Genomic DNA, 12,139 nt, shown 5'->3' on the forward strand with positions numbered 1-12,139 from the left:
CCTTGAGGGAATCTGATTCCCTCAAGGAGCCCTTCACGGACGGCCGGGTCCCGCTACGCTGATCTTCGTTGCCTACCAACGGGAGGAAAGCGCGTGGCGCAGTGGAATGACCTGGTCGCCTTCATCAGGCAGACCTACCGGGTGATCCGGGACGACCCGGGCGAAATCCGGATCCGGGTCCTGTTCGGCGACGACGCGGAAACGACGGGGCGGGCGCAGGTCGTGGTGATCGCCCGGGAGATTTTCGACCAGCGCGAGGACTGGGTGCAGATCGCGACCCCGTTCGCCCGCGTGGACGAGGTGGATCTGCTCACCGTGCTGACCGAGGTAGGCCAGACGCTGGTCGTCGGCGGGCTCGTGGTGATGGGCGAGCATCTCGTGCTGCGGCATTCGCTGCCGTTGCTGAACCTCGACCTCAACGAGTTCACCGATCCGCTCGAACTCGTCGCCGGTTCGGCCGAGCTGCTGGAACAGCAGTTCACCGGGCGTGACGACTACTGAGCCGCCGCACCCCCGGAAAAGCGGGGCCCTGATCCGATCAGGGCCCCGCTTTCCTTGTCTCAGTACAGCTGCGTGACCGGCGGCCGCACACCGTCCATCCTGGACTGGACACCCGGTTCGACGGCCGGGCAACGCTTGCCCCGGCCCGGATCCGTGCCGTCGATCAGGAACGAGTCGGCGGCGTCGATGACGCACTGGCTCTTCTTGAAGTACGCGGCGTGGCCCCAGCCCTCGTAGGTGAGCAGCGGCGCGCCGGACTGCTGCGCCGCGCGCACCGCCCAGCTGTACGGCGTGGCCGGGTCGTACCGGCTGTTCAGCATCAGCATCGGCACGCCGGACCGGATGGACAGCGGATGCTGCGGGTTGCGCACCGGCCCCGGCCAGTTGGCGCAGCCGGCCGCCGCGTTCCAGCCCAGCGGCGAGAAGTGCAGGTCAGGCGAGATCCTGGCGAGCGCACGGCGGTAGCTGTCGAGCTGCGGGTAGCTGGTGACCGGCAGCCGCCAGTCCGAGCAGAAGATGCTGTTGAACGGGTTCGGGATGGGGATCTCGTTCTTCGCGAACGACGCCTCGGCGGGCTTCCCGTCGCGCAGGTTGACCATGCTCTTCGCGAGCTTGTCCCAGGTGGGGCCGTAGAAGTTCTGCGAGACGAGCCCGACGAGCGCCATCGGGTCGAGCTTGTCGTCCGGCGTGCCGAGGCCGCCGCGTTCGGCGCGGGCGTAGAGGTCCGCCATCACCGCGCTGACGTCCTGGCCGTGCAGCGCGCACGACGTCGTCCGGTCGCACCAGTCGGAGAACTGGTCGAACAACTCTTGCGTGGCCTGGGTTTCCGTCTTCAGGAACTCCCAGGCGCCGCGGATGGAATGGTCCATGTTGCTGTCGAGCACGAGCGCGCGCACCCGGTCCGGGTACGCCTCGGCGTACTGCTGACCCATCAGCGTGCCGTAGGAAACGCCGTAATAGGTGAGCTTCCGGTCGCCGAGCGCGGCGCGGATCGCGTCCATGTCGCGCACCACGCTGCGGGTGTCGGAGCGGGTGGCGAGCGGCCCGGTGATCCGCTCGCAGCTTTGCCCGAGGGCGCGGTTGTACGCCAGCAACTGCTGGAATTCGGCGGAATCCTTCGGCAGGACCGGGTTTTTCGCGGTGAGCTCGTCGAGCCCGCACTGGATCGCGGTGCTTTCCCCGACCCCGCGCGGATCGAAGCCGACCGTGTCGAACCGCGCGGCGACCTTCGGCGACAGCGACCAGCCGCTCTGCACCTCGCCCGCTCCCGCGCCGCCCGGCCCGCCGGGATCCATCAGCACCGAACCGATCCGGTGCGCGGGATCGGTGGCCTTGCGCCGCGCGAGCGCCAGCTGGATCGTGCCGTCGCCGGGGCGGTCCCAGTCGAGCGGCACGGTGAGCTTGCCGCATTCGGCCCCTTGCCCGGTGGGGCAGGGTTTCCAGTCGATCGCCGCCGGTGCCGCGGCGCTCGCCGGCGCCGCGGTGAACAATGCCGTCGCCGCGGTGACCGCGCCGGCGACGGCGGTCAGTTTCCTGCCCAGACCCAATGCCCTGCCCCTTCGGCGTGAACTGGAGACGTCCGAGCCCTCGATCTTGCCAGAAGGTGACGGGTGCCACTAGGGCGGGCTAGTGTCCTTTGTGGACTGTTCGGGTGGTGGCCAGGTGCACCTGGAAGACAAGCGGAATCAGCCCATCGGGGCCGGAAAGCCCTGGTGCCTCGGCGAAAAACGCGGTTTTCAGCGCCTGGGAAGCCGATTCGCCGAGCGGGAAGAGGTTGTAGACGGCCGAGACGAAATCCCAGACCTGATCGAGTGTTCCGCTGAGGTCGATCGCCTCGGTGCGCCACTGAACGGGAGCGAACCCGGCAGGCGCGAGGATTTCGTCCACTCCGGCCTGATCACGGGCGCGCTTGTCGCCGAGCCGGGGAAGCTGCTGTTCGACCGGGACGTCGGCGAGGATTTCCCGCAACAGCTTGCCGAACAGTGCGTACGCCTCGCCTCCGGCGGCCCCGCCGCCGAGGACGAGCGACAGCTGCCCGCCCGGCCGCAGCACGCGCGCCAGTTCCGCAGCCACCTGGTCGATTTCGGACATCAGCATGAACGCCATGTGCGACACGCAGGAATCGAACGCGCTGTTCGCGAACGGCAGTTGCTGCGCCCGTCCTTCCACCACCGCTGCCGGACGCTGCTTGGCGAGCACCAGATCTGCTGTCGATACGTCAATTCCGGTCGCCTGGTGCCCTGCCGCGGCGAGCAGGTCGAGCAGAAATCCGTCGCCGCAAGCGAGATCGAGCACGCGTCCGGTCCCGGCGATCTCGTCGCGGAGAAGTTCGTAACTCGACCGCCCGTCCGCGCAACGTCCGCCGCCGAACGTGCGAGAGGTAACCGCCGGATGGCTTGCGTGGAAGGCACGAAAGAAGGTTTCTCGCCCGAACTCGGTCACTCTCCCAACTTACGCACCGGCGCGAAACCCCGCCCGCCCTTTGTAGAATCACCGGATGGCGGACGTGGCTCCCGATCGGCGCGAGGCCGAGGTCTGGTGTTCCTACCAGCGCGTGCAACGGGCGCTGGGAAGTGTGCTCGACCGGCAGCTGGAGCGCGACGCCGGGATCTCCGGGGCCGATTACGCCCTTCTCGTCCCGCTCGTGAACGAGCCGGAGGGCGTGCTGCGGATGCGGGAACTCGGCGCGACCGTCGAATGGGACCGCAGCAGGTTGTCGCATCACGTGAGCCGGATGTGCAAACGCGGGCTGGTGGTGCGGGAGAACTGCACCGAGGACGCGCGCGGGGCGAACGTCCGGCTCACCGACGCCGGACGGGCGGCGGTCGCGGCCGCGCAGCGGCAGCACGGCGAACTCGTGCGCCGGTATTTCTTCGACCAGGTCAGCGGCCCCGAGCTGGAGCTGCTCGGCCGCGTCTTCTCCCGGATGCTCGCCCGGCTGGCGCAGGACTGATCGAGGCCGTCAGCGCTCCGTGCGGGCGCGGTAAGCGGTGCGCCGCAGTCTTGCCGCATCGCCTACCGATCCAGGGGAGCAGAGATGACCAGCAAGACCGTTCTCGTGTCCGGCGCCAGCGTCGCGGGTCCGTCCGCCGCCTACTGGCTGCACCGTTACGGCTATTCGGTGACCGTCGTCGAGGCCGCGCCGCAGCTGCGGCCGGGCGGGCAGGCCGTCGACTTCCGCGGCGAGCAGATGAAGCTCGTCGAAGCGATGGGGCTGCTCGACGACCTGCGGGAGCACGAGACCGCGCTGCGCGAGCAGGTGCAGCTCGACCCGTCCGGACAGCCCGCGTTCACCTTGCCGAGCGGGTTCACCAACGGCGAGCTGGAAGTCCTTCGCGGCGACCTCGCCCGCATCCTCTACGACCACACCAAGGGCTACACCGAGTACGTCTTCGGCGATCGCGTCACCTCGCTCACCGAGACCGCCGACGGCGTCGACGTCACCTTCCGCCACGGTGCCCCGCGCCGGTTCGACCTCGTCGTCGGCGCGGACGGCATCCACTCCGGCGTGCGGACCGCCGCGTTCGGCCCGGAGGCCAAGTTCCGCACCGACCTCGGCTACCACGTCGCCGGGTTCACCGCGCCCAACCACCTCCGCCTCGACCACAGCGGCCTCCTTTACAACGAACCCGGCCTCGGCGCGATCGTCACCAGCCACCGCGACCCGGCGACCGTCACGGTCGGGCTCACCTTCCGCGGCGACCCGGACGGGTACGGCCGTCCGGATCTGGCCCGGCAGAAGGACATCGTCACGGAGGTCTTCGCCGACGCCGGATGGGAACTCCCGCAGCTGTTGACCGCCGTCGCCGACGCACCCGACCTGTACTTCGACACCGTCGGCCAGATCAAGCTCGACAGCTGGTCCCGCGGCCGGGTCGTGCTGCTCGGCGACGCCGCCTGGTGCGCCGGGCCGGGCGGATCCGGCACCGGCCTCGCGATGATGGGCGCGCAGGTGCTGGCCGGGGAACTCGCCGCGGCCGGCGGCGACCACGCGACCGCGTTCGCCCGCTACGAGCAGCGGCTGCGCAAACCCGCCCGCGTCGGGCAGCGCAACGGTGCCGGTTCGGGAGACTTCCTGGTCCCGGCTACCGCGGAGAAGCTGCGCAAGCGCAACCGGATGTACCGCTCGCTGTGCGGCCCGATCGGCCGCCGCGTCTTCGAGTACATGGGCAGCCGGGCGGCGAACGCGGTCAAGTTCCGCGAATACCCGCAGCCTCGCGCGCACGCCTTGCCTTGACGCTGGCGTCAAGGTTTAGCGTCGAAGACATGCGGATCGGCGAACTAGCTCAACGGGCCGGGACCACCACGCGGGCCCTGCGCTTCTACGAGGCGCAGGGCCTGCTCCCCGCGGCGCGCGCGGCGAACGGCTATCGCGAGTACGACGAGGACCACCTGCGCCTGGTCAAGGAAATCCAGACCCTGCGCACGGTCGGGTTCAGCCTCGACGACACCCGTCCGTTCGTCGACTGTCTCCGCACCGGGCACGACGCGGGCGACGCGTGTCCGGCTTCGGTCGAGGTGTACCGGCGGAAGCTGGAAGAGGTCGAAGCCTGCATGCGCGACCTCGCCGCGGTCCGCTCCGCCCTGCTCGACAAGCTCGCCGCCGCCACCGCGCGCCCGGCTGACCCGTGCACTGCCCTTTCCGAACTTGAGGAGTCCCGATGACCACCGACGCCACCTTCGCCGCCGACGTCCTGGAGCACGACCAGCCCGTCCTGGTCGACTTCACCGCCGACTGGTGCCCGCCGTGCCGGATGATCGCGCCGGTGCTCGCCGAGATCTCCGCGGAACGGCCCGGCCTCACCGTGCGCGAAATCAACACCGACGAGAACCCCGAAAGCATGCGCGCCTACCAGGTGATGGCGCTGCCGACGCTGATGCTGTTCCGCGACGGCGCCCCGGTGGCGTCGTTCGTCGGCGCCCGGCCGAAGGCGAAACTGCTCGCCGAACTGGACAGTGTGCTGGGCTGAACCGGTGGCCTTCCCCGTTTGCCCGGTGGCCCGGTGACGGAGCAGGTACAAAGAGTGCACGACTTTCGGGAAGGCCGTGCCATGACCGCTTTCGTGCGCTCTTACCTGTTCCTTCGCCGCGCCATCGGGGTACTCGGGATCCTGCTGCCGATCGTCGTGATCGTCGGCAAGGAACTGCTGGAGGGCGGCGGCCTGCTCGGCTCCCTCAGCGGCTATTACTACAGCGATCTCCGGAACGTCTTCGTCGGCACGCTGTGCGCGATCGGCGTCTTCCTGATCGCCTATCGCGGTTACGGCCGCGTCGACGACATCGCGGCCAACGTCGCGGCGGTGGCCGGCATCGGCGTCGCGCTGTTCCCGACCCAGCCAGTCTCGCCGACGCCCACCGAGCACGCGATCGGCGTCGCGCACCTGGTGTTCGCCGCGATCTTCTTCCTCACGCTGGCGTTCTTCTGCCTCTTCTTGTTTACCAAGGACGACGGCGCGCCGACCAAGCGCAAACGTTCACGCAACGTCGTCTACCGGGTGTGCGGCATCGTGATGCTCGCGTGCCTGGTGCTGATCGTGGTCAACGGCCTGTTCTTCAGCGCCGCCACCGCGGCCCTGCATCCGACGCTCTGGCTGGAGTCGCTCGCGGTCTTCGCGTTCGGTTTCGCCTGGCTGACGAAAGGGCAGACGTTGCTGGCCGACCAGCCTCAGCCGAGTTTGGCGTAAGCCTCCGAGACCTGAGTGAGCCAGGCGACCTCGGCGGCGAAGGTCTTCGCGTCGTGGTCGTCGAACGCGCCGTTGTCCTGGCTTTCCGCCGGGGCGACGCCGGACGTCTTCGCCTCCAGTGCCTGACGGATCTTGCGGGCCTCGGCCATCGCCTGGTCGCCGTCCGGGGTGTCGGCGCGGTCCATGTACGGCCGCAGCGCGCGCCAGCCGTCGCGGATCTCGATCACCCGGCGGTGCAGCCGGTAGTGCAGGTCCGACCAGCGCCGGTCCGTCTCGCCCGCGGCGGGCGGTTCGAGCGCGATGCCCGGCGAGGATTCGTACAGCGAATGCCACAACGGATAAAGCGCGCGATAAGACCGGTAATTGCGCTGCCACCGCGCGACCGACGACACGTGCTCGCCCCACGACGGCATGGTCAGCCCGAACGAGACGATCACGATGCCCAGCGCGCTGAACACCGACGGCAGGATCGCCCACGTGCCGAGGTGCCAGCCGAGTACCGGGCTCACGATGTTCACCGCGCGCGTGGCGCAGTAGAGGAACAGCACGACCGCGCCGACCGCGAGCGTCCGCAGCGTCCGGCGCAGCCACACCCTCGACGTGCTCCGGGCGTACGGCAGGCACTGCAGGTAGATCGTCACGCACGGCACCGCCTGCGAAATGATGAACAGCAGCAGATAGGTGAGGATCACCGGGTCGCTGCTGCCCACCGCGAAGGCGGTGCCCGGGGTGCCCGGTTTGTTGCCGATGAAGAACAGCACGGTGAGCACCACGAACAGCACCGCGCCGGAGCCGATCCACGCCCGGATCTGAGTGCGGATCTCCGCGGGCGGATTCGCCCAGAGCATGAGCAGGAGCTGCGCGCTGATGCAGTACGCGACCGCGGCCAGGTGCAAGATCAAAATAGCCAGGTTGGGGATCCCGAACAGCGAACCGATGCTGAGCGAGACCGCGCCGAGAGTGAAGGTGACGCACTGCAGGATCAGCGTCGTCATCAGCACGATGTAGGCCGGGTCGCGCCACGAGCGGCGCATCGAGAAAAGCTTGTACAGCAAGGCCGCGTACGAGGAGATCGCCGACAGCGAGAATAAAATGATCTTCAGGGTGTTCACTCGCGCCCCCGGAATGCGGTCAGTGCCCGGCGGGCGGAACAGTGTGCGGGGCAGCCTTGGCGGAATTGTCCACGATCGGCGACCATACACCACCGCAACGGACTGAACTAGGGCCGGAAAACTGGTCCTGGCCTGGGGTAATTCCGATTGGATCTCGGGGGTCGGCGGGCTGCTCGGGACTCCGTCCGGTGAACGACGGGTGGCCATTGCGTGAACGGCCGCGGCCGGATGCGCTGCTCGCTAGGGTGTCGCCATGGGTCTTCAGGTGGTGCTCGGGTTCGGACCGGCGGGGGCGGCCACCGCCCGGCTGCTGGCCGGACGAGGAGAGCGAGTCCGGGTGATCGGCCGTTCGCCCCGAGAGAACGAACCGGGGCTGGAGCACGTCGCGCTCGACGCCTCCGACCAGGCCGCGCTCGCCGAAGCGACCAGGGGCGCGACAGCGATCTACAGCTGCGCGAGCCCGCCGTATCACCGATGGGCGACCGATTGGCCGCCGCTGCAGGCCTCGATCTGCGCGGCGGCCGAAGCGAACGACGCGCTGCTGGTTTCGCTGGGAAATCTGTACGGCTATGGTCCGGTCGACGCTCCGCTCACCGAGAATCTGCCGCTCGCGGCCACCGGGACCAAGGGCCGGATCCGGGCTTTGCTGTCCGAACAACTGCACGCCTTGCACGACGAAGGGCGTATCCGCATGGTCGAGGTGCGCGCTTCCGATTTCTTCGGTCCCGGAGTGACCGACGGCGGCCATCTCGCGGCTCGCGTAGTGCCGAACGTTCTGCAAGGACGGAAGGTGCAGGTGCTCGGCGATCCGGACGCCTCGCACAGTTGGACGTACATTTCCGATGTCGCGCGCACGCTGGTCGCGGCGGCGGGAGAAGAAAAGGCGTGGGGCAAGTCGTGGCATGTGCCGACTGGACCGCCGCGGTCCGCCCGGGTCATGGTGGCGCTGCTGTGCGAGGCGGCCGGAGTGGCTCCGGTGCCTGTGCAACGCCTTTCCCCGATGTTACTGAAGGCGGCCGCGCTCGTTTCGCCGATGCTGCGCGAGCTGCAGGAGGTCCGCTACCAGTTCGACCGCCCGTACGTGCTCGATTCCCGTGCCGCACAGGAATTTTTCGGTATTGTGCCGACCCCGGAGAAAGCTCAGGCCGCCGAGACCGTGGCCTGGTGGCGTGATCGCCTGGCTACCGTGAGTTGAGTTGTCTGTGCATTCCTCCGCACATTGCCCAATGCCCTTGAAAAACTGGGTAAGGACGGGCAATCTCGGTGTCGACTGGGTGGGGATCGGCACGAGGAAGTCATGCCATGGGGTCTGCAAGATCTGGGTGGGAAGAATCCGAAAATAGCCAGGACATCGCCGTTGTCGGAATGGGATGCCGTTTTCCGGGGGCGCGCAACGTCAACGAGTACTGGGATCTGCTGAGCGAGCCCAAACCGCAGTTTCGGCGAGTGCCGGATTCGCGGTGGCGGCGCGAAGCGTTCTACCATGACGATTTCCGGGACAGCGCGGCGGCGTACTCCGACCGCATGGCGCTGCTCGACGACGTCGGGGACTTCGACGCCGGGCACTACAAGATCCCGCCGCGGCGGGCCAAATCGCTCGACCCGCAGCACCGGCTGCTGGTCGACCTGACCCGCGAGGCGCTGCAGGACGCGGGGTGGGAAGCCGGGGGGTTCGACCGCGACGACACGTCGGTGATCATGTCGCTCAGCGACAGCGGCTACCGCGACATGAGCACGCTGCACCTGCGGCTGAAACAGCTGATCGGCGGCGAATTCGGCCGGGCGGGCGATCCGGCGATGGCCGAGGCGGCGTCCGCGGTCAGCGGGCTGCACGCCACCGCGATGGCCGGCCTGCTGCTCAACATGGGGCCGAGTTCGATCAGCAACGTCTTCGACCTGCACGGCGAGAGCTACGCGCTCGATTCGGCCTGCTCCGGCGGGCTCACCGCAGTGGCGAACGCGGTGTTCGCGCTGCGCGCGGGCCGGTGCCGGATCGCCGTCGCCGGCGGCGCGCAGCTGATCCTGGCCCCGGACCTGTTCGTGGGCCTGTGCCGGATCGGCGCGATCTCGCGCACCGGCGAATGCCGTCCGTTCGACCGCCGGGCCGACGGATTCGTGCTCGGCGAGGGGGCCGGCGTGCTGGTGCTGCGCCCGCTCGCAGACGCGCGGGCGGCCGGGGACCGGGTGTACGCGGTGATCCGCGGCGTCGGGCTGTCCAACGACGGCACGGTCAAGGGCGGCATGATGCCGCAGGAATCCGGCCAGCTGCTGGCGTTGCGGCGGGCCTACCGGGACGCGGGCGTCGACCCGGCGTCGGTCGGCTTCCTGGAGGCGCACGGCACCGCGACCGCGGTCGGCGACGACGTGGAGATCAGCGCGCTGACCGAACTGCGCCGCGGCGCGGAAAACCCGGCGTATCTCGGCGCGGCGAAGTCGGTGGTCGGGCATTCCCTTGGCACCGCCGGAATCGCCGGGCTGATCAAGTCCATTCTATCCGTCCACAAGGGACAAATTCTGCCGCAGCCGGATTTCGAAGCGGCTGATCATCTGCCGCTGCACGACGCCGGGCTCCAGGTGGCCGGCCAGCTCACGCCGTGGGACAGCGACGGACCGCGCCGGGCCGGGGTGAGCGCGTTCGGTTTCGGCGGCTCGAACGTGCACGTGGTCGTCGAGGAGGCGGCGCAGGAAACCGCGCCCGCCGAGACGCCCCGGCTGCTGCTGCTCACCGCGCGGGACCGGGCCGGGCTCGCCCGGCACGCCCGGGAAGTGGCCGAGACCCTCGCCAGCGAGAACCCTCCGCTGGCCGCGGTCGCGGGCACACTCGCTCGCCGGACCTTCTTCCCGGAGCGGCTCGCGGTGGCCGCGCAGGACGTCGCAGACGCGGCCGCCAAGCTTGTCGCCGCGTCAGTCGCGCTTGAGTCCGGGCAAGGCGGAGAGCTGGTTCCGGGCGTGTTCGCTGGCGTCGTGTCACCCGGGGAGGAGCCGGTCGAGGACGGTGCCCCGGCCGAGCTGGCTCCGCGCGCGGTGACCGGCGCGGGGCTGCGACCGGCCGCGGACGGCCTGCCGCGCTGCACGCTGCCGCCGAGCCCGCTCAGCCCGCGTCGGCACTGGGTGGTGGACGACGCGAAGCTCGCCAAAGCGCAGACGCTGGAACCGCTCGGCGCCACCGCGGCACCGGTCGAGGAGCCGGAGGACAAGACGTCCGCGCGGGACGTGCTGGCAGTCGTGCTCGAAGAAGTCGCGCGGACGACGGCGTTTCCGGTCAGCGAGTTGTACGCCGGGCAGTTGCTGGTGGACGATCTTGGGTTCGACTCGCTGATGCTCACCGAGCTGGAAGGCCGGCTGCGCAAGCGGTTCCCGGGGTTGCCGCTGGAGGTCGAGCAGTCGGGTGCGCTGACGGTGGGTGCGGTGGCCGGGATGATCGCTCCGGCAACGGTTTCGGTGCCTGCCGCTCCTGCACCTGCCGCTCCGGCTGTTCCGGCACCGGCTGTTCCGGCTCCGGAGTGGGATCCGGCGAGCGCGGCGATCGAGGAGTTTCCGGAGGCCGCGGCGATCGAGGCGCGGCTGAAGGAGTTCGATGATCTCGGCGTGCCGAATCCGTACTTCCGCAAGCATCAGGGGCGGATGGATGCCACGACGTCGGTGTCCGGGCGGGAGTATTTGTCCTTCTCCAGCTACAACTATCTTGGCCTGGCGGGGCATCCGGCGGTGACCGCGGCGGTGCACGAGGCTGTCGAGCGGTACGGGACTTCTGTGTCCGGCAGCCGGTTGCTCGCCGGGGATCGGGATCTGTCGCAGGATTTGGAGACTGAGCTTGCCGCGTTCCTCGGGGTCGAGGACAGTCTGGTGCTGGTCAGCGGGCACGCGACGAATGTCGGGGCGGTCGGGCATCTGGTCGGGCCGGGCGATCTGATCGTGCATGATTCGCTGGCGCACGACAGTATTTTGCAGGGCTGTGCGTTGTCGGGGGCTACTCGGCAGCCGTTTCCGCACAACGACATGGCGCGGCTGGAGGATGTGCTGCGGCGGTCTCGGTCGCGGTTTCGGCGGGTGCTGATTGTGGTCGAGGGCGTGTACAGCATGGACGGTGATGTCGCTGATTTGCCTCGGCTGATTGAGCTTAAGCGGCGCTATGGGGCGTTGCTGATGGTGGACGAGGCGCACAGTATCGGGACGATGGGGCCTCGCGGGGCTGGGGTCGGCGACCATTTCGCGGTTGATCGTTCCGGGGTGGATCTTTGGATGGGGACGTTGTCGAAGTCCCTGGCCGGGTGCGGGGGGTATCTCGCGGGGTCGGCGCGGGTGGTGCGGTGGTTGCGGTATTCGTTGCCGGGTTTTGTTTACAGCGTGGGGATTACTCCGGCTAATGCGGCTGCTTCCCTTGCGGCGTTGCGGGTTTTGCGGGAGGAGCCGGAGCGGTTGGTGCGGTTGCGGGAGAATTCCCGGTTGTTTTTGAGGTTGGCCGGGGAGGCTGGGTTGGCGACCGGGTCGGCTGGGGATACGCCGATCGTGCCTTGTGTGGTGGGGCAGTCGGATATGACGTTGAGGTTGGCTACGGCGTTGTACGAGCGGGGGATCGTGGTGGATCCGATTCTCTATCCGGCGGTGGAGGAAGCGCAGGCTCGGTTGCGGTTCTTTATCACCAGTGAGCATCGGGAGGATCAGTTGCGGTATGCGGTGGGGACTGTGGGGGAGGTGTTGGCTGGGTTGCGGGCTTGAGCTGACGGGGGCGGCTCGTCGCCTGGCGGCGACATTGCTTTGGGTGGGCGGGGCACCCCGAAGCCCAGTGTGCTGACGGTTCGGGGGTGCTTGTCAAGGCGGGAAAGATGCCTTGACAAGCAC

Annotated in this window: 11 protein-coding genes; 8 read left to right on the forward strand and 3 right to left on the reverse strand. The window is 68.8% G+C overall.

What is annotated here, in order from left to right:
• Positions 1-93: 93 nt before the first annotated feature.
• Positions 94-501 carry a hypothetical protein gene (locus tag ACWGIC_RS43035; RefSeq protein WP_452081716.1) on the forward strand — a complete coding sequence of 136 codons (408 nt, stop codon included), beginning with the start codon at positions 94-96 and terminating at the stop codon, positions 499-501.
• A 59-nt stretch (positions 502-560) separates the two neighbouring features.
• On the opposite strand, the gene ACWGIC_RS43040 is transcribed toward ACWGIC_RS43035, so the two are convergent.
• Positions 561-2,048 carry an alpha/beta hydrolase gene (locus ACWGIC_RS43040; protein ID WP_452081717.1) on the reverse strand — a complete coding sequence of 496 codons (1,488 nt, stop codon included), beginning with the start codon at positions 2,046-2,048 and terminating at the stop codon, positions 561-563.
• Positions 2,049-2,127: 79 nt separating this feature from the next.
• Positions 2,128-2,943 (reverse strand): class I SAM-dependent methyltransferase, encoded by an 816-nt coding sequence (locus tag ACWGIC_RS43045; RefSeq protein WP_452081718.1) that lies wholly within the window; start codon positions 2,941-2,943, stop codon positions 2,128-2,130.
• A gap of 55 nt (positions 2,944-2,998) precedes the next feature.
• Here ACWGIC_RS43045 and ACWGIC_RS43050 point away from each other — a divergent pair, with 55 nt between their 5' ends.
• The 5 genes from ACWGIC_RS43050 to ACWGIC_RS43070 all read left to right on the forward strand — a co-directional run bounded on the left by ACWGIC_RS43050 (position 2,999) and on the right by ACWGIC_RS43070 (position 6,185).
• Positions 2,999-3,454: a MarR family winged helix-turn-helix transcriptional regulator gene (locus tag ACWGIC_RS43050; protein WP_452081719.1), complete on the forward strand. Its 456-nt coding sequence runs from the start codon at positions 2,999-3,001 to the stop codon at positions 3,452-3,454.
• A gap of 84 nt (positions 3,455-3,538) precedes the next feature.
• The gene (locus ACWGIC_RS43055; RefSeq protein ID WP_452081720.1) at positions 3,539-4,738 is read left to right on the forward strand and encodes an FAD-dependent monooxygenase; all 1,200 of its coding nucleotides are present in this window, start codon (positions 3,539-3,541) and stop codon (positions 4,736-4,738) included.
• 29 nt (positions 4,739-4,767) lie between these two features.
• Complete coding sequence (locus tag ACWGIC_RS43060; protein WP_452081721.1) at positions 4,768-5,166, forward strand: MerR family transcriptional regulator; 399 nt, start codon at positions 4,768-4,770, stop codon at positions 5,164-5,166.
• Positions 5,163-5,471, forward strand: a complete 309-nt coding sequence (trxA, locus tag ACWGIC_RS43065) for a thioredoxin (RefSeq protein ID WP_452081722.1) — start codon at positions 5,163-5,165, stop codon at positions 5,469-5,471. The genes ACWGIC_RS43060 and trxA overlap by 4 nt, the downstream gene beginning before the upstream one ends.
• Before the next feature lie 81 nt (positions 5,472-5,552).
• Positions 5,553-6,185, forward strand: coding sequence for a DUF998 domain-containing protein (locus ACWGIC_RS43070; RefSeq protein ID WP_452081723.1), 633 nt, complete (start codon positions 5,553-5,555; stop codon positions 6,183-6,185).
• Here ACWGIC_RS43070 and ACWGIC_RS43075 read toward each other — a convergent pair.
• Positions 6,167-7,297, reverse strand: coding sequence for an MAB_1171c family putative transporter (locus ACWGIC_RS43075; RefSeq protein WP_452081724.1), 1,131 nt, complete (start codon positions 7,295-7,297; stop codon positions 6,167-6,169). The two genes, ACWGIC_RS43070 and ACWGIC_RS43075, sit on opposite strands and share 19 nt — an antisense overlap.
• A 253-nt stretch (positions 7,298-7,550) precedes the next feature.
• Between ACWGIC_RS43075 and ACWGIC_RS43080 the strand changes: the two genes are divergently transcribed.
• Both ACWGIC_RS43080 and ACWGIC_RS43085 read left to right on the forward strand, forming a co-directional pair.
• Positions 7,551-8,492, forward strand: coding sequence for an NAD-dependent epimerase/dehydratase family protein (locus tag ACWGIC_RS43080; RefSeq protein WP_452081725.1), 942 nt, complete (start codon positions 7,551-7,553; stop codon positions 8,490-8,492).
• Positions 8,493-8,599: 107 nt separating this feature from the next.
• On the forward strand, positions 8,600-12,016 hold the full coding sequence (locus tag ACWGIC_RS43085) for an aminotransferase class I/II-fold pyridoxal phosphate-dependent enzyme (RefSeq protein ID WP_452081726.1): 3,417 nt from the start codon (positions 8,600-8,602) through the stop codon (positions 12,014-12,016).
• Positions 12,017-12,139 lie beyond the last annotated feature (123 nt).

The sequence above is a fragment of the Amycolatopsis sp. NPDC054798 genome, from assembly GCF_053611505.1.

Excerpts from the sequence above, each read along its gene's own strand:
- ACWGIC_RS43055 (WP_452081720.1), top strand. The coding sequence starts at position 3,539 with ATGACCAGCAAGACCGTTCTCGTGTCCGGCGCCAGCGTCGCGGGTCCG.
- ACWGIC_RS43085 (WP_452081726.1), top strand. The coding sequence starts at position 8,600 with ATGGGGTCTGCAAGATCTGGGTGGGAAGAATCCGAAAATAGCCAGGAC.
- ACWGIC_RS43070 (WP_452081723.1), top strand. The coding sequence starts at position 5,553 with ATGACCGCTTTCGTGCGCTCTTACCTGTTCCTTCGCCGCGCCATCGGG.
- trxA (WP_452081722.1), top strand. The coding sequence starts at position 5,163 with ATGACCACCGACGCCACCTTCGCCGCCGACGTCCTGGAGCACGACCAG.
- ACWGIC_RS43080 (WP_452081725.1), top strand. The coding sequence starts at position 7,551 with ATGGGTCTTCAGGTGGTGCTCGGGTTCGGACCGGCGGGGGCGGCCACC.
- ACWGIC_RS43060 (WP_452081721.1), top strand. The coding sequence starts at position 4,768 with ATGCGGATCGGCGAACTAGCTCAACGGGCCGGGACCACCACGCGGGCC.
- ACWGIC_RS43050 (WP_452081719.1), top strand. The coding sequence starts at position 2,999 with ATGGCGGACGTGGCTCCCGATCGGCGCGAGGCCGAGGTCTGGTGTTCC.